The organism is Thauera sp. JM12B12 (assembly GCF_039614725.1).
GTDB lineage: Bacteria > Pseudomonadota > Gammaproteobacteria > Burkholderiales > Rhodocyclaceae > Thauera.
Genome location: NZ_CP154859.1, coordinates 992,623 through 1,010,113 on the forward strand (window position 1 = coordinate 992,623; position 17,491 = coordinate 1,010,113).

Below are 17,491 nucleotides of genomic sequence, written 5' to 3' on the forward strand. Positions count from 1 at the left end.
CAAAATGGCTGAGCCCAGGGTCGTCGCAACGGTCGTCCGCATTGACGGACAGGTATTCGCGCGCAACGCGGATGGAGAGGTCCGCATCCTCAAGGAAGGCGACAGCCTGCGCGAAGGCGAGGTCGTCATCACCGCAGAGGGTGGCCGCGTCGAGCTTGCCTACGCCGACGGCGGCAGCACGTCCATCCCCGCCGACAGCAGCGTCCTGATCACCGAGGAGATGACCGAGGCCACGCGCCCCGACGCGCGCGCAGCCGCCGTCGAGGACGCGACCATCGCCCAGGTCATCCAGGCCATCGAGACCGGCCAGGATCTGGAGCAGGTGCTCGAGGACCCGGCAGCCGGCCTGGCCGGCGGTGGCGGCGGCGAAGGCAGCAACTTCGTGCGCCTGCTGCGGATCAGCGAAGGGGTGGATGGGGCCGAGTTCGCGTTCGACGGCGCACGCACGGCTGCGGTCGCCGAGTTCGACGATGCCACTGCCCTCGCCGGCGCGACCGAGGACGATGCGACCCCGCTGCCGGAGCCGATCGAGCTGAGCCTGACGCTCGTGGCGCCGCCGCTCACCAACGACAACACGCCGACGATCACCGGCAACACCGACGCGCCTGCGGGCAGCCAGGTCACGGTGGTGATCACCGATGCGGCAGGCGTTTCGCAGACGGTGGTGGCGACGGTGGATGCGCAGGGGGGCTTCCAGGTAACCCCCGTCACGCCGCTCGCCGATGGCCCTTATGTGGTGACGGCGACCGTGGATGATGGGGCAGGCAATACGGCCGATGGCAGGGCGAACGGAACGGTGGATGCCACGGTGGCGGCCCCGACGATCGTGCTCGATGACGACACGGGTTTCAGTTCCAGCGATGCGATCACGAGCTCTGGTGCGTACACGGTGAGCGGTACCGAGTCGGGTGCGGTCGTCGAGTACAGCACCGACGGCGGCACCACCTGGAGCACGACCGCCCCGACCGCGGTCGAGGGTGAGAACACGATCCAGGTCCGCCAGACGGACGTGGCCGGCAACGTCTCGGCCCCCGCGACACTGAGCTTCACGCTCGACACGCAGATCGCGGCCCCGACGATCGCGCTCGACACTGATACCGGCGCGAGCACCACCGACGGCATCACGAAGACGGGCGCTTACACGGTGAGCGGCACCGAAACCGGTGCGGTCATCGAGTACAGCACCGACGGCGGCACCACCTGGAGCACGACCGCCCCGACCGCGGTCGAGGGTGAGAACACGATCCAGGTTCGCCAGACTGATGTGGCCGGCAATGTCTCGCCTGCGGCGACGTTGAGCTTCACGCTCGATACCGCGATCGCAGCCCCGACGATTGCGCTCGACACTGACACCGGCGCGAGTGGCACGGACGGCATCACGAAGACGGGCGCTTACACGGTGAGTGGCACCGAAACCGGTGCGGTCATCGAGTACAGCACCGACGGCGGCACCACCTGGAGCACGACCGCCCCGACCGCGGTCGAGGGCGCCAACACGATCCAGGTCCGCCAGACGGACGTGGCCGGCAATGTCTCGCCTGCGGCGACGCTGAGCTTCACGCTCGATACGCAGATCGCGGCCCCGACCATCGCGCTCGACACCGATACCGGTGCGAGCGCCACCGACGGCATCACGAAGACGGGCACGTACACCGTCACGGGTACCGAGCCTGGCGCCGTGGTCGAATACAGCACCGACGGCGGCACCACCTGGAGCACGACCGCCCCGACCGCGGTCGAGGGCGCCAACACGATCCAGGTCCGCCAGACCGACGTGGCGGGCAACGTCTCGGCCCCAGCGACGCTGAGCTTCACGCTCGATACGCAGATCGCGGCCCCGACGATCGTGCTCGACGCCGATACCGGTGCGAGTGGCACGGACGGCATCACGAAGACGGGCGCTTACACGGTGAGCGGCACCGAAACCGGTGCGCTGGTCGAATACAGCACCGATGGGGTGAACTGGAGCACGACCGCCCCGACCGCGGTCGAGGGTGCCAACACGATCCAGGTTCGCCAGACGGATGTGGCGGGCAACGTCTCGGCGCCGGCGACGCTGAGCTTCACGCTCGATACCGCGATCGCAGCCCCGACGATTGCACTCGACACTGACACCGGCGCGAGTGGCACGGACGGCATCACGAAGACGGGCACGTACACCGTCACCGGCACCGAAACCGGTGCGGTCGTCGAGTACAGCACCGACGGCGGTGCCTCCTGGAGCACCACCGCCCCGACCGCGGTCGAGGGCGCCAACACGATCCAGGTCCGCCAGACGGATGTGGCCGGCAACGTCTCGCCTGCGGCGACACTGAGCTTCACGCTCGATACGCAGATCGCCGCCCCGACGATCGTGCTCGACACTGATACCGGCGCGAGCACCACCGACGGCATCACGAAGACGGGCGCTTACACGGTGAGCGGCACCGAAACCGGTGCGGTCGTCGAGTACAGCGCCGACGGCGGCACCACCTGGAGCACCACCGCCCCGACCGCGGTCGAGGGTGCCAACACGATCCAGGTTCGCCAGACGGACGTGGCCGGCAACGTCTCGCCTGCGGCGACGCTGAGCTTCACGCTCGATACGCAGATCGCGGCCCCGACGATCGCGCTCGATGCCGACACCGGCGCGAGCGCCACCGATGGCATCACGAAGACGGGCACGTACACCGTCACCGGCACCGAGTCGGGTGCGGTCGTCGAATACAGCACCGACGGCGGCACCACCTGGAGCACGACCGCGCCTGTGGCGGTCGAGGGGGAGAACACAATCCAGGTCCGCCAGACGGACGTGGCCGGCAATGTCTCGCCTGCGGCGACGCTGAGCTTCACCCTCGATACGCAGATCGCGGCCCCGACCATCGCGCTCGACGCCGATACCGGCGCGAGTGGCACCGATGGCATCACGAAGACGGGCGCCTACACGGTGAGCGGCACCGAAACTGGTGCGGTCGTCGAGTACAGCACCGACGGCGGCAGCACCTGGAGCACGACCGCGCCTGTGGCGGTCGAGGGTGAGAACACGATCCAGGTCCGCCAGACGGATGTGGCCGGCAACGTCTCGGCCCCCGCGACACTGAGCTTCACGCTCGACACCACGATCGCCTCCCCGACGATCGCGCTCGACGCCGACACCGGCGCGAGCGCCACCGACGGCATCACGAAGACGGGCGCTTACACGGTGAGTGGCACCGAAACCGGTGCGCTGGTCGAATACAGCACCGATGGGGTGAACTGGAGCACGACCGCTCCGACCGCGGTCGAGGGTGCCAACACGATCCAGGTCCGCCAGACGGATGTGGCCGGCAACGTCTCGGCCCCCGCGACACTGAGCTTCACGCTCGATACGCAGATCGCCGCCCCGACGATCGTGCTCGACGCCGACACCGGCGGGAGCGCCACCGACGGCATCACGAAGACCGGCACGTACACCGTTACCGGTACCGAAACCGGTGCGGTCGTCGAGTACAGCACCGATGGAGTGAACTGGAGCACGACCGCCCCGACCGCGGTCGAGGGCGCCAACACGATCCAGGTCCGCCAGACGGATGTGGCGGGCAACGTCTCGGCGCCGGCGACGCTGAGCTTCACGCTCGATACCGCGATCGCAGCCCCGACGATTGCACTCGACACTGACACCGGCGCGAGTGGCACGGACGGCATCACGAAGACGGGCACGTACACCGTCACCGGCACCGAAACCGGTGCGGTCGTCGAGTACAGCACCGACGGCGGTGCCTCCTGGAGCACCACCGCCCCGACCGCGGTCGAGGGCGCCAACACGATCCAGGTCCGCCAGACGGATGTGGCCGGCAACGTCTCGCCTGCGGCGACACTGAGCTTCACGCTCGATACGCAGATCGCCGCCCCGACGATCGTGCTCGACACTGATACCGGCGCGAGCACCACCGACGGCATCACGAAGACGGGCGCTTACACGGTGAGCGGCACCGAAACCGGTGCGGTCGTCGAGTACAGCGCCGACGGCGGCACCACCTGGAGCACCACCGCCCCGACCGCGGTCGAGGGTGCCAACACGATCCAGGTTCGCCAGACGGACGTGGCCGGCAACGTCTCGCCTGCGGCGACGCTGAGCTTCACGCTCGATACGCAGATCGCGGCCCCGACGATCGCGCTCGATGCCGACACCGGCGCGAGCGCCACCGATGGCATCACGAAGACGGGCACGTACACCGTCACCGGCACCGAGTCGGGTGCGGTCGTCGAATACAGCACCGACGGCGGCACCACCTGGAGCACGACCGCGCCTGTGGCGGTCGAGGGGGAGAACACAATCCAGGTCCGCCAGACGGACGTGGCCGGCAATGTCTCGCCTGCGGCGACGCTGAGCTTCACCCTCGATACGCAGATCGCGGCCCCGACCATCGCGCTCGACGCCGATACCGGCGCGAGTGGCACCGATGGCATCACGAAGACGGGCGCCTACACGGTGAGCGGCACCGAAACTGGTGCGGTCGTCGAGTACAGCACCGACGGCGGCAGCACCTGGAGCACGACCGCGCCTGTGGCGGTCGAGGGTGAGAACACGATCCAGGTCCGCCAGACGGATGTGGCCGGCAACGTCTCGGCGCCCGCGACGCTGAGCTTCACGCTCGACACCACGATTGCGGCCCCGACGATCTCGCTCGATGCCGACACCGGTGCGAGTGGCACGGACGGCATCACGAAGACGGGCACGTACACCGTTACCGGCACCGAGTCGGGTGCGGTCGTCGAATACAGCACCGATGGCGGCGCCTCCTGGAGCACGACTGCTCCGACCGCGGTCGAGGGTGCCAACACGATCCAGGTTCGCCAGACGGATGTGGCGGGCAACGTCTCGGCCCCTGCGACGCTGAGCTTCACGCTCGATACCGCGATCGCAGCCCCGACGATCGTGCTCGACACCGATACCGGCGCGAGTGGCACGGACGGCATCACGAAGACCGGCACGTACACCGTCACCGGGATCGAGTCGGGTGCGCTGGTTGAATACAGCACCGATGGAGTGAACTGGAGCACCACCGCGCCTGTGGCGGTCGAGGGCGCCAACACGATCCAGGTCCGCCAGACGGATGTGGCGGGCAACGTCTCGCCTGCGGCGACATTGAGCTTCACGCTCGATACGCAGATCGCGGCCCCGACGATCGTGCTCGACGCCGACACCGGCGCGAGCGCCACCGACGGCATCACGAAGACGGGCGCCTACACGGTGAGCGGCACCGAAACTGGTGCGGTCGTCGAGTACAGCACCGACGGCGGCAGCACCTGGAGCACGACCGCGCCTGTGGCGGTCGAGGGTGAGAACACGATCCAGGTCCGCCAGACGGACGTGGCCGGCAATGTCTCGCCTGCGGCGACGCTGAGCTTCACGCTCGATACGCAGATCGCCGCCCCGACGATCGTGCTCGACGCCGACACCGGCGCGAGCGCCACCGACGGCATCACGAAGACGGGCGCTTACACGGTGAGTGGCACCGAAACCGGTGCGGTCATCGAGTACAGCACCGATGGCGGCACCACCTGGAGCACGACCGCCCCGACCGCGGTCGAGGGCGCCAACACGATCCAGGTCCGCCAGACCGACGTGGCCGGCAACGTCTCGCCTGCGGCGACGTTGAGCTTCACGCTCGATACGCAGATCGCGGCCCCGACGATCGTGCTCGACGCCGATACCGGCGCGAGTGGCACGGACGGCATCACGAAGACGGGCGCTTACACGGTGAGCGGCACCGAAACCGGTGCGGTCGTCGAGTACAGCGCCGACGGAGTGAACTGGAGTACAACCGCGCCTGTGGCGGTCGAGGGGGAGAACACGATCCAGGTTCGCCAGACGGATGTGGCGGGCAACGTCTCGGCGCCGGCGACGTTGAGCTTCACGCTCGATACCGCGATCGCAGCCCCGACGATCGTGCTCGACACCGATACCGGCGCGAGTGGCACGGACGGCATCACGAAGACCGGCACGTACACCGTCACCGGTACCGAGCCTGGCGCCGTGGTCGAATACAGCACCGATGGCGGCGCCTCCTGGAGCACGACTGCTCCGACCGCGGTCGAGGGTGCCAACACGATCCAGGTCCGCCAGACGGACGTGGCCGGCAACGTCTCGGCCCCCGCAACACTGAGCTTCACGCTCGATACGCAGATCGCCGCCCCGACGATTGCACTCGACACTGACACCGGCGCGAGTGGCACGGACGGCATCACGAAGACGGGCGCTTACACGGTGAGCGGCACCGAAACCGGTGCGGTCGTCGAGTACAGCGCCGACGGAGTGAACTGGAGTACAACCGCGCCTGTGGCGGTCGAGGGGGAGAACACGATCCAGGTTCGCCAGACGGATGTGGCGGGCAACGTCTCGGCGCCGGCGACGTTGAGCTTCACGCTCGATACCGCGATCGCAGCCCCGACCATCGCGCTCGACGCCGATACCGGCGCGAGTGGCACCGACGGCATCACGAAGACGGGCGCTTACACGGTGAGCGGCACCGAAACCGGTGCGGTCGTCGAGTACAGCACCGACGGAGTGAACTGGAGCACGACCGCGCCTGTGGCGGTCGAGGGTGAGAACACGATCCAGGTCCGCCAGACGGATGTGGCCGGCAACGTCTCGGCCCCCGCGACACTGAGCTTCACGCTCGATACCGCGATCGCGGCCCCGACGATCGCGCTCGACGCCGATACCGGCGCGAGTGGCACGGACGGCATCACGAAGACGGGCACGTACGCCGTCACCGGGATCGAGTCGGGTGCGGTCGTCGAATACAGCACCGACGGCGGCACCACCTGGAGTACGACCGCGCCGACCGCGGTCGAGGGTGAGAACACGATCCAGGTTCGCCAGACGGATGTGGCGGGCAACGTCTCGGCGCCGGCGACGTTGAGCTTCACGCTCGATACCGCGATCGCAGCCCCGACCATCGCGCTCGACGCCGATACCGGCGCGAGTGGCACCGACGGCATCACGAAGACGGGCGCTTACACGGTGAGCGGCACCGAAACCGGTGCGGTCGTCGAGTACAGCACCGACGGAGTGAACTGGAGCACGACCGCGCCTGTGGCGGTCGAGGGTGAGAACACGATCCAGGTCCGCCAGACGGATGTGGCCGGCAATGTCTCGGCCCCTGCGACACTGAGCTTCACGCTCGACACGCAGATCGCGGCCCCGACGATCGCGCTCGACACTGATACCGGCGCGAGCGCCACCGACGGCATCACGAAGACCGGCACGTACACCGTTACTGGCACCGAAACCGGTGCGCTGGTCGAATACAGCACCGATGGGGTGAACTGGAGCACGACCGCCCCGACCGCGGTCGAGGGCGCCAACACGATCCAGGTCCGCCAGACGGATGTGGCGGGCAATGTCTCGGCCCCTGCGACGCTGAGCTTCACGCTCGACACCGCAGCGCCCAGTGTGGCCATCACGTCGGCCGATGCGACGCTTGCGGCCAATGAAGCCTCCACCGTGACATTCAGCTTCTCGGATCCCGTGAGCGGTTTCGAAGTGGTGGACGTCAGCACGACGGGTGGGGTGCTCAGCAACCTGACCCAGGTCGATGCGCGTACCTGGACGGCGACCTTCACCGCCAATGGCCTCGCGCCGATTGCCGTCAGTGTGGCCCAGTCGAGCTACAGCGATCTCGCCGGCAACCTCGGTGCGGGCGCCGCGCTCGACATCAACTCGCCTCCGGTGGTCCCGCTCGCGCCGCTGCTTGCCACGCTCTCCGAAGAGGGGCTGTTGGGCGGCAACCTCGGCGGCGGGACGACCGACGCCACGGTGGCGAGCGGCCGCTTCGATCTCGCCCAGGTCCGCGATGCCGATGGCGACACGCTCACCTACGGCTGGGCGCAGCCGACCGGTGTGCTGACCTCTGCGGGGCAGGCGATCACCTGGTCGGGGGTCGGCACGGGCGTGCTCGTCGGCACGGCTGCAGGGCGCGAGGTGTTGCGGGCGACCTTTGAGCAGGACGGCACGTACCGGATCGAACTCCTCGATCAACTCGATCATCCCGCCGCGGGCGAGGACGTCCTGCTCGCGAAATTCGGCGTGGCAGTGTCCGACGGCCTGGCGAGTGCAGTGATGGGCATCGACTTGCGCGTCGAGGACGATGCGCCGGTGTTCGGCACCCCGCAAAGCCTGTTTGCCACGATCGAAGCCGGCCTTCCGCTGAGCGGGCAGCTGAACCTCGCGCCAGGTGCGGATGGGGACGGCGCCGAGATCACGGGTGTTCAGCTGCAGGTGGATGCCGCCGGCTTCATCCAGGCCACCTATGTAGATCCGTTCACGGGCGTTACCCGCAGCGGGCCCGTCACCGTGAATAACGGCGACAAGCTCACCTATACGATCGAGAACGGCGTCGTGACGGCGAAGACGGCGGCCGGCGAGACCGCGTTTACGCTGAGCTTCGACCTGCAGTCCTCGTCCTACACGCTCAACGTGTTGATGAAGCTCGATCCGGCGGCGGCAATCGGCTACGGCAGTCTCGAGCCGACCACGGGAGGTAACAAGGACGTCGTCGAGTTTAGAAATGACGACCTGCCCAACCTCAAGATGGTTGCCACCGGACTGGGTGGACCGGTCAATTACTCCGCGAACGAGATCTGGATCGCCGGTGGCAACAAGATCAGCGCTGGCGAGACCCTGCGCCTGGACTTCAAGGATCCGGCCTCGGGCCAGCCGCGCATGCTCGATGAGATCGTCATCGGCACCACCGGTACCGCGCAGTGGGTCGCCTATCTCAGCGGTCAGGTGGTGGGGCAAGGCGTGGGACAGTCGAGCGCGCAGACGACCATCAGCGCCGACGCGATCGGCTCCACCTTCGACCGCGTCGAACTGATCGGAACGGCGTCGGGTTACGCCGTGAAGTCGGTGAGCGGCGACTATCTCGATCCAACCGTCGATTTCCGCATCCCGGTGACGGTCAGTGTCGAGGACGGTGACGGCGATGCGGCGTCGGCGTCGATGACGATCGGCTTCAGCGCCGACCACGTCCTGGCGGGAACGGCGGCGGACGAGTCGATCGGTGGCACCGCGGGCGCCGATGCGCTCGACGGCGGTTCGGGGAACGATACCTTGTTCGGGCATGCGGGCATCGACACGCTTCGCGGCGGCGATGGCAACGACATCCTGGTCGGCGGGGCGGGCAATGATCAGCTATGGGGTGGGCTCGGCGCCGACGTCTTCACCTGGAAACTCGGCGACCAGGGAACGACGAGTGCGCCGGCGACCGATACGGTCAAGGACTTCAGCCTCACGCAGGGTGACGCGCTCGATCTGCGCGACCTGCTGGCGGACGCGTCGGGTAGTCTCAGCAACTATCTCCACTTCAGCTACGAGACGGCGAGCAACACGACCGTGCTCGAGGTGAAGACCGACGGCGCAGCCATGAGCGGGCCCGATCAGATCATCCGCGTCGAGGGGGTGAATCTTCTCAACGGCCTGACCGACGACCAGCTGATCATCCAGAACCTGGTCAACAACGGCAAACTGATCACCGAGTGACGGTGAGCATGGCCCGCCGGGCTTGCCCCGGCGGGCTTTCACGCGAGGACGGCATGCCTTATGTAGTGCGAAATCCGGCGGGCGAGATCGCCGCCGTCAGTGATGCACCCGATGACGTGCATGTGGAGCTCGTTCCCGGGGACGACCCCGAGCTGCGGCTCTTCCTGCACCGGCTCAGCTCCACGCCGGGTCTGGCCGATACCGACCTGCAGCTCGTGCGGGTGCTGGAAGACTTGATCGACCTGCTGGTCGAGCGCTCGGTGATCCGCTTTACCGATCTGCCGCCGGCCGCACAGGAAAAACTGAGCGCACGCCGCAGCGCGCGCGTCTCGATGCGCAGCCTCGACCTCCTCTCCGAGCGCGACGGACAGATCCTCTAGCGCGCGACTGGCCGATTGCGGCCGATCGCGCGCCGATGCGCTGGCGCGCGCTGCCAGCGCCTCACGCCGCGCGCGGGGTGACGAGACTCACGCCCGGTCCCGTCATGCCATCGACCCCCAGTCCCGGCAGGGCAAGGCGCTCGGCGTCGCTGCTCACCCCTTCCGCAATCACCCGCACGCCGATGCTGTGCGCCAGCACGCACAGGCTGCGCAGCACGCTCTGGTTGCCGGCGTCAGTGTCGATGCCGCGGATCAGCGCGGCGTCGACCTTGAGGTAGTCGAGTCCGAGGTCGTGCAGGTCGCCGAGCTGCTTGAGCTGGCGGCCGCAGTGCTCGATGCCGATGCGGCAGCCCAGGGGTTTGAGCGCATGGCAGAGCTCGCGGAACTCCTCCGGGTGCTGCACCACGCCGTACTCCGGCACCTCGACCCACAGCTGCCGCGCGCTCGCGGGCTGCTCGGCGAAGCTCGCGAGCAGGAGGCTGCGGAAGCTGGCGTCGCGCAGCGACTCGGCCGAGATATTGATCCCCAGCGGATGGCCGGTGGCGGCGATGCTGCGCAGTGCAAGGCGGACGACCTCGGCGTCGATGCGGTTGATCACGCCCAGGCGCGCTGCCCAGGGCATGAAGTAGCCGGCACTCTGCAAGCCGCCATCCATGTCCAGGCGCACCGGGGCCTCGAAATGCAGCAGCGTGCCGGTGGCGTCCGTGACCGGGAAGCGGCCGAGCTGCATGCCGCCCGCCTGGAGTGCGCCTTCGATCGCCTGGCGCCAGCCGGCGAGTTCGGTATGGGCAAGTGGCGGCCGATGCGGATCGGCGACGCAGATCGCGCGTGCACCCGCCTGCTCGGCGTTGGCGAGCGCGCCGTCGGTGCGGGCGAGCAGGCTCTTGAGCGCGGCGCCGGGCGAGAACGCACAGGCGCCGAGCGGGAAGGCGACGTCAAGGCGCTGGCCGTCGCTGGCGTGCGCGAGCGCCTCGTCGATCACCGCCTGCACGCGCTCGGCGAGACCGGCGGCGTCGTCCTCGCCGCTCGCCAGCAGCGCAAAGTCGGTGCCGTTCAGGCGGCCGGCCTCCCAGTCGGGACGGGACGAGGCAAGGTGCAGCAGATGGTGTCCGAGCGTGCGCAGCAGCTTATCGACCGCGGGCCGCCCGTGCTGGCGGTTGAGGTTGGCGATGTCGCCGATGCGGGCGATCACCAGGGTCCCGCCTGCCTGCTCGTCCTCGCGCGCGAGAGCGCTTTCCACCCGGCGCAGGAACTGGGTGCGGGTCATCAGCCGGGTGAGCTCGTCGTGCTGGCTCTGGAAGCGCAGCGCCTCCAGCCGCTCGGCCTCCTCGCCGAGCATGAGCCGCACGCGTGCGGACAGTGCGTTCATGGCGCCCACCACGCGCCGGAACTCGAGCGTTCCGGGTTCGCGCGTGCTGACGAAGCGGCGCTCGCCGATCGCCGTCGCCTGCTCCACGACCTCGTCCAGCGGACGCAGGATGCGCTTGAGCAACAGGGTGCCGAGCGCGCCGCAGGCCACGCCGCCGACGCCGAACCAGAGCAGCAGGTCGAGCGTGGAGCGCCACAGCGACTCGTAGGCGTAGCGGTCGTGGCTGAGCACGCTGAGGGTGCCGAACTGGTGCCAGCCGTCCTGTACCTGCGCCACGCCGGCCGGGGCCTGCATCGGAATGAGCGCGCGGAACCACAGGGGTACGTCGCCCTCTCCGCCCTCGGCGACCTGCTCGGCGATGAGCTCGCCCTTGGGGTCGACCAGGCGGATCAGCCGGTAGTGGCCGGTGTCCATGCGCGCCGAAAGCTGCAGCTCGATGCTGACCGGGTCCTTGGGCAGGTGCGAGAGCACGAGCGCGAGGCCGCCGGCGTTGTCGATGTTCTTCACCGTGAGCGCCTGCACCAGGTAGTCGCGCGCCGATAGCGTGCCGACCACCAGGCTGCCGCCGAGGGCGAGCAGGGTGAGGCACAGGGTCGCGATCCAGAGTTGCTTGATCAGGGACATGTCGGGTGGCTCCGGGGAGGGTGTTGCGGGTTCATTGTTGAAGATCCAGCCCTTCGGCGCGCATGCGCTGCAGCACGCTGCGCCAGCGCGAAAGCCGGGCGGTGGGATCGGCGGAGCTGGTGTTCGCGCCTTGTACCCACAGGCCCTCGCTGGTGAAGCTGAAGATCGGGAAGAGGTCGGGGCGGCGACCGGCGGGACGGATCTCGCTCACCAGGTTGTCGAGGATCAGGGGCTCGGCATCGGGCGTCGGGTAGTAGCCGACGACCATGTGCGCCTGGGACAGCTTGCTCTGCGGACCGCCGATGCGGGCACGAACATAGATCAGCCGCAGGCGCTCGGATGGCACGCCGGCCGCCAGCAGGCTGGCGTACTTGGCGATGGCGAAGTCCTCGCAGTCTCCGGCGCCGCGGGCCAGCGTCTCGAGCGGGGTCGCCCAGTAGTCCGCCTCCTTCCAGACCTGGATGTCGTCGTCGAAGCGCAGGCGGCGGTTGAAGAAGGTGTTGATCCGCGACAGCCGCTCGTGCTCGTCGACCGCGTCAGGGCCGAGGAGCAGCGTGCGCCAGTCGCGGACGGCCTCGGCGACGGCTTCACCGTAGCGCGCGCGCGCGACCTCTTCCATGCGTGCGCCATCGGCCGACGCCAGCGCGAGCGGCAGGCCACCGACGAGCGCGGCGAGCGCGATGGCCGGGTACAGCCTGCGAAGGTGGGCGAGGAGGGCGGGTGGCATCGGCGGGCGCGGACAGGATGGCTCCGATTATCGGCGATCCGGGCCTGCCGGGCCGTCGGCCGGACGCCGGCGGCGTGACCTGGAGCACGGCCGCCGGGATAAGTTGGGGCCGGTTGTGCAAAGCGTCACTGGCGCCCCGTTTCCGTGCTCCGGCGGTTGCGGAAAACTTGGTCTAATCACGCAACGGCGGCCCTTTCGAGCTGCTATGACGAGGAAACCAAAGAACATGGAAAGGCACAAGATCTTCCGCCGCACCTGCGTCATCGCGGTGCTCTTCGCGCTGCACGGTACGGCGCTGGCGGAGGCGGTGCCCGCGGCCCTGCGCGAGGCGGCGCTGAAGGCGGTGGGTACCAACCCCGAGGTGCAGGCGCGCTGGCACGCATTCCAGGCCGCGGGCGCGGAACAGGACGTGGCGCGCGGCGGCTACCTGCCGCAGATCGACCTCAACGCCGGCGTCGGCCGTGAGCGCCAGGACCGTCCGGGCGAGGCTACGGACCGTTACACCCGGCGCGGCGCGGCGCTGTCGCTCAACCAGATGTTGTACGACGGCTTCCTCACCCGCAGCGAGGTTGCCCGCCTGGGCTTCGCCCGCCTGGCGCGCTACTACGAGGTGGTGGATGCGTCCGAGACGGCAGCGCTGGAGACGGTGCGCGCCTACGCCGACGTGCTGCGTTATCGCGACCTGGTCCAGCTCGCCAAGGACAACTACGTCGAGCACCGCCGCGTGTACGACCAGATCGCCGAACGCACTGCGGCGGGGGTGGGGCGCCGGGTCGATCTCGAGCAGGCCAGCGGCCGTCTCGCGCTCGCCGAGTCCAACCTGCTGACCGAAGTGTCGAACCTGCACGACGTCAGCGCGCGCTATCTGCGCCTGGTCGGCGAGGCCCCCGCCGACACGCTGCCGGCGCTGCCCGACGCGCTGGCCGGGACCGCCGGATTGCCGCCGACGGTCGCGGATGCGGTCAGGAACGCGCTCGGCACGAGCCCGGTGCTGGCCGCCGCGATCGAGAACGTGCGCGCCGGCCAGGCCGAGATCGAGGCCCGCCGTGCCGCCAACCAGCCGCGCGTCGACCTGCGCGCACGGCAGTCGGTCGATCACAACCTCGATGGGGTGGACGGACGCTCGCGCGAGGGCGTGGTCGAGGTGGTGCTCAATTACAACCTGTTCCGCGGCGGCTCCGACCAGGCGCGCATTCGTCAGGCAGCGGAGTCGCTGAACCAGGCGCGCGACCTGCGCGAGAAGGCCTGCCGCGATGTTCGTCAGACCCTGTCGATCGCCTACAACGACAGCCAGCGCCTGAAAGAGCAGATCGGCTACCTGGATCAGCACCAGCTGTCGATCGCCAAGGCGCGCGAGGCCTACCGCCAGCAGTTCGACATCGGCCAGCGCACCCTGCTCGACCTGCTCGACACCGAGAACGAGTACTTCCAGGCACGCCGCGCCTACACCAGCGCGCGCTACGACCTTGCGATCGCCGAGGCGCGAACGCTCGCCGGGATGGGGCGCCTGCTCAACACGCTGGAGGTGGCGCGCAACGATCTGCCGACGCCGGCCGAGCTCGGTCAGGATCGCAGCGGGAGCGAACCGGCCGACCTGTGCCCACCCGAGGCACCGACGCCGCTGCAGATCGACAAGGAGGCACTTTTCGCCGAGGCCATGCGCGAGGCGGGCACAGGCCGTGCCCCGGGCCCCTCGGCGCAGCCGATGACACCCCAGCGCGACTGAGTGCGCACTGTCCCGTCAGCGTCCCCGAAAAACCGGCGGGCGCTTGGCCAGGAAGGCTTCGAGGCCTTCGCGGTAATCCTCGGTGTCGAGGAACGCGAAGGCCTCGCGCTTTTCGGCGTCGCTGAGCGCGCCGCCGTCCATCAGGCGCTTCACCCACTGCTTGTGCCAGCGCGCCACCAGCGGCGCGCCCGCGCAGATGCGCGCCGCACATGCGGCGGCCTCCTCGAACACTCTTTCGTCATCGACGACGCGCGACAGCAGCCCCTTTTGCAAAGCTTCGCGCGCGCTCAGGATTCGCCCCTCGAGCAGGATCTCCAGCACCACCGCCGGCCCCACCAGCGCGAGCAGGCCGGCCATCTCGCCCGGATACATCGAGAACCCGAGACGATTGATCGGCGCACCGAAGCGCGATGATTCCCCGGCAATGCGGATGTCGCAGCAGCCGGCGATCTCCAGTCCGCCACCGATGCAGGCGCCGCGGATCGCGGCCACGGTGGGCACGGCGCAGTCGCGGATCGCGTCGAGCGCGCTCGCCACCAGATCCTCGTGGTAGTGCAGGGCGTCGTCCACGGTGGTGCGCACGCGCTGGAACTCCTCGATGTCGCCGCCGGCGGCGAAGGCGTCGTCACCGGCGCCGCGCAGGATCACGCAGCGCACGTCGCTGTCGCTGGCGATGCGTTTCATGGCCGCCGACAGGCCACGCCACATGGCGGCGTTGACGGCGTTGAGCTTGGCCGGGTTGTGCAGGATGACGGTGGCGAGCCCGTCGCCGATCTCGAGGTCGATTCGTGTGCTCATTGGGATGGCCGTTTTCGATAAATAAAATTTTTCCATACGGATGTGTATGGAGTCTTATGGATGATATATCATCCGCTCGCTCGATACGGCCCGCGGCAGACGGGCCGGTCGATAAAGGAGGGTGGAGGCTAGCGTTTCTGCGTTGCTTATCCATGGGAGGGAGAAAGTGTCTAGCTCTATGTACGCGCACATCCGGCGCAACCCGCGCTTTGCGGAGCTTGTCGCCAAGCGCACCCGCTTCGCGGGCATTCTCGCGGCGATCGTCCTGATCGTCTTCTACGGCTTCGTGCTGCTCGTGGCCTTCGCGCCCGAGCTCATCGGCACTCGTCTGTTCGAAGGCAGCAACCTGACCTTCGGCATCCTGGCCGGGCTGTTGCAGTTCGTCTTCTTCTGGGTCCTGACCTGGGTGTACGTGCGGCGCGCCAACGGCGAGTTCGACGACATCAACAAGGAACTCGTGAAGGCCGCCTGGAAGGAGGAGAAGTGATGAACGCCCGCATGCATTCCCGTCTTGTCGCCGGCCTGCTGGCCCTCGCCGCCAGCCCGCTCGCGCTCGCCGCCGGTCCCGCGATGGACGCGGCCGAGAAGCAGCCCCTCAACCTCCACGCCATCGGCATGTTCTTCGTGTTCGTGCTGATGACCCTGGGCATCACCTACTGGGCGGCCAGCCGCACCAAGTCGACCGCCGACTTCTACACGGCCGGCGGTGGCATCACCGGTTTCCAGAACGGCCTGGCGATCGCCGGTGACTACATGTCGGCGGCCACGCTGCTCGGCCTGACCGCGATGATGTATGCGCAGGGTGTGGATGCCTACATCTACATGCTGTCCTTCTTCGTCGGCTGGCCGATCATCCTGTTCCTGATGGCCGAGCGCCTGCGCAACCTGGGCAAGTTCACCTTCGCCGACATCACCGCCTACCGCCTCGACCAGGGCAAGGTGCGCACGATGGCCGCGGTGAGCTCGCTGACCGTGGTGTGCTTCTACCTCGTCGCGCAGATGGTCGGTGCCGGTCAGCTCATCAAGCTGCTGTTCGGTCTCGACTACAACATCGCGCTCGTCGTCGTCGGCGCGCTGATGATGGTGTACGTGACCTTCGGCGGCATGGTCGCCACCACCTGGGTGCAGATCATCAAGGCCTGCATGCTGCTGGTCGGCGGTACCGCGGTCGGCCTGCTCGCGTTCAGCCAGTTCGGCTTCTCGTTCGACGAACTGACCACCCGCGCGATGGAAGTGCACAAGCTGGGTGAGAAGCTGCTCAACCCTGGCAGCCTGCTCGCCGACCCGGTCACCGCGATCTCGCTCGGCCTCGGCCTGATGTTCGGTACCGCCGGCCTGCCGCACATCCTGATGCGCTTCTTCACCGTGACCGACGCCAAGGAAGCGCGCAAGTCGGTGCTCTACGCCTCGGGCATCGTCGCCTACTTCTTCAACGTCATCGCCATCATGGGCCTGTGCGCGATCATCATCGTCGGCCAGAACCCGCAGTTCTTCGAGGGTGGCGTGATCGGCGGCAAGGTCGTCGGCGGCGGCAACATGATCGCCATGCACCTGGCGCAGGCGGTGGGCGGCAACCTGCTGCTCGGCTTCCTGTCGGCGGTGGCCTTCGCGACCATCCTCGCGGTGGTGGCGGGCCTGGCGCTGGCCGGCGCGTCGGCGATCTCGCACGACATCTATTCGCGCGTCATCATGAAGGGCAAGGCCAACGAGGCCACCGAGCTGAAGGTGTCGAAGTACGCCACCATCGGCCTGGGCATCGTCGCCATACTGCTCGGCATGGCCTTCGAGAAGATGAACATCGCGTTCATGGTCGCGCTCGCCTTCGGCGTGGCGGCTTCGGCCAACTTCCCGGTGCTGATCCTGTCGATGTACTGGAAGGGCCTCACCACCAAGGGCGCCCTCGTCGGCGGCTACTCCGGCCTGGTCAGCGCGGTGCTGTTCGTGCTGCTGTCGAAATCGGTGTGGGTGGATGTGCTGGGCAACGCCTCGGCGATCTTCCCCTACACCCAGCCGGCGCTGTTCTCGATGCCGATCGCCTTCTTCATGACCTGGCTGTTCTCGACGCTCGACAGCAGCAAGGTTGCGGCGGCCGAGAAGGAAGCCTTCGAGGACCAGTACGTGCGCGCGCAGACCGGCGTCGGCGCCGCGACCGCCGCGTCGCACTGATCGAGCGCCGAGCCCCGCCCGCCTCGCGCGGGCGAGGGGAGGCGACTGACGGATCGCTTCCGTGGGAGCGGGCTTGCCCGCGAACAGGGTGGCATTCGAGGACAGGCCCGCTCCCACGTTGACGCGTGGGGGCGGGCTTGTCCGTTGATGGCGCGGCAGCCGCTGGCGGGCGGCCGCCCCGGCGAGAGGCGAG

General features: G+C 68.4%; 8 protein-coding genes. 5 read left to right on the forward strand and 3 right to left on the reverse strand.

All coding sequences use genetic code 11. The annotated features are described in order from the left end of the window. Positions 1-4: 4 nt before the first annotated feature. Together AAG895_RS04400 and AAG895_RS04405 are read left to right on the forward strand one after the other, a co-directional pair. Positions 5-9,508, forward strand: coding sequence for a retention module-containing protein (locus AAG895_RS04400; protein ID WP_345794343.1), 9,504 nt, complete (start codon positions 5-7; stop codon positions 9,506-9,508). An 8-nt stretch (positions 9,509-9,516) separates the two neighbouring features. Continuing rightward, on the forward strand, positions 9,517-9,888 hold the full coding sequence (locus AAG895_RS04405) for a hypothetical protein (RefSeq protein ID WP_345795223.1): 372 nt from the start codon (positions 9,517-9,519) through the stop codon (positions 9,886-9,888). 61 nt (positions 9,889-9,949) lie between these two features. On the opposite strand, the gene AAG895_RS04410 is transcribed toward AAG895_RS04405, so the two are convergent. Both AAG895_RS04410 and AAG895_RS04415 read right to left on the reverse strand, forming a co-directional pair. Beyond that, a complete protein-coding gene (locus AAG895_RS04410) occupies positions 9,950-11,881 on the reverse strand; it encodes an EAL domain-containing protein (RefSeq protein ID WP_345794344.1) in 1,932 nt (643 codons plus the stop codon). A 31-nt stretch (positions 11,882-11,912) separates the two neighbouring features. Continuing rightward, positions 11,913-12,608 (reverse strand): transglutaminase-like cysteine peptidase, encoded by a 696-nt coding sequence (locus tag AAG895_RS04415; RefSeq protein WP_345794345.1) that lies wholly within the window; start codon positions 12,606-12,608, stop codon positions 11,913-11,915. 226 nt (positions 12,609-12,834) lie between these two features. Here AAG895_RS04415 and AAG895_RS04420 point away from each other — a divergent pair, with 226 nt between their 5' ends. After that, positions 12,835-14,334 carry a TolC family outer membrane protein gene (locus tag AAG895_RS04420; RefSeq protein WP_345794346.1) on the forward strand — a complete coding sequence of 500 codons (1,500 nt, stop codon included), beginning with the start codon at positions 12,835-12,837 and terminating at the stop codon, positions 14,332-14,334. A 15-nt stretch (positions 14,335-14,349) separates the two neighbouring features. Here AAG895_RS04420 and AAG895_RS04425 read toward each other — a convergent pair whose 3' ends face one another. Continuing rightward, positions 14,350-15,132, reverse strand: coding sequence for an enoyl-CoA hydratase-related protein (locus AAG895_RS04425; RefSeq protein ID WP_345794347.1), 783 nt, complete (start codon positions 15,130-15,132; stop codon positions 14,350-14,352). A gap of 166 nt (positions 15,133-15,298) precedes the next feature. Here AAG895_RS04425 and AAG895_RS04430 point away from each other — a divergent pair, with 166 nt between their 5' ends. Together AAG895_RS04430 and AAG895_RS04435 are read left to right on the forward strand one after the other, a co-directional pair. Next, positions 15,299-15,619 carry a DUF485 domain-containing protein gene (locus AAG895_RS04430; protein ID WP_345794348.1) on the forward strand — a complete coding sequence of 107 codons (321 nt, stop codon included), beginning with the start codon at positions 15,299-15,301 and terminating at the stop codon, positions 15,617-15,619. Beyond that, positions 15,619-17,298 (forward strand): cation acetate symporter, encoded by a 1,680-nt coding sequence (locus tag AAG895_RS04435; protein ID WP_345794349.1) that lies wholly within the window; start codon positions 15,619-15,621, stop codon positions 17,296-17,298. The genes AAG895_RS04430 and AAG895_RS04435 overlap by 1 nt, the downstream gene beginning before the upstream one ends. The last annotated feature ends 193 nt before the right edge of the window (positions 17,299-17,491 follow it).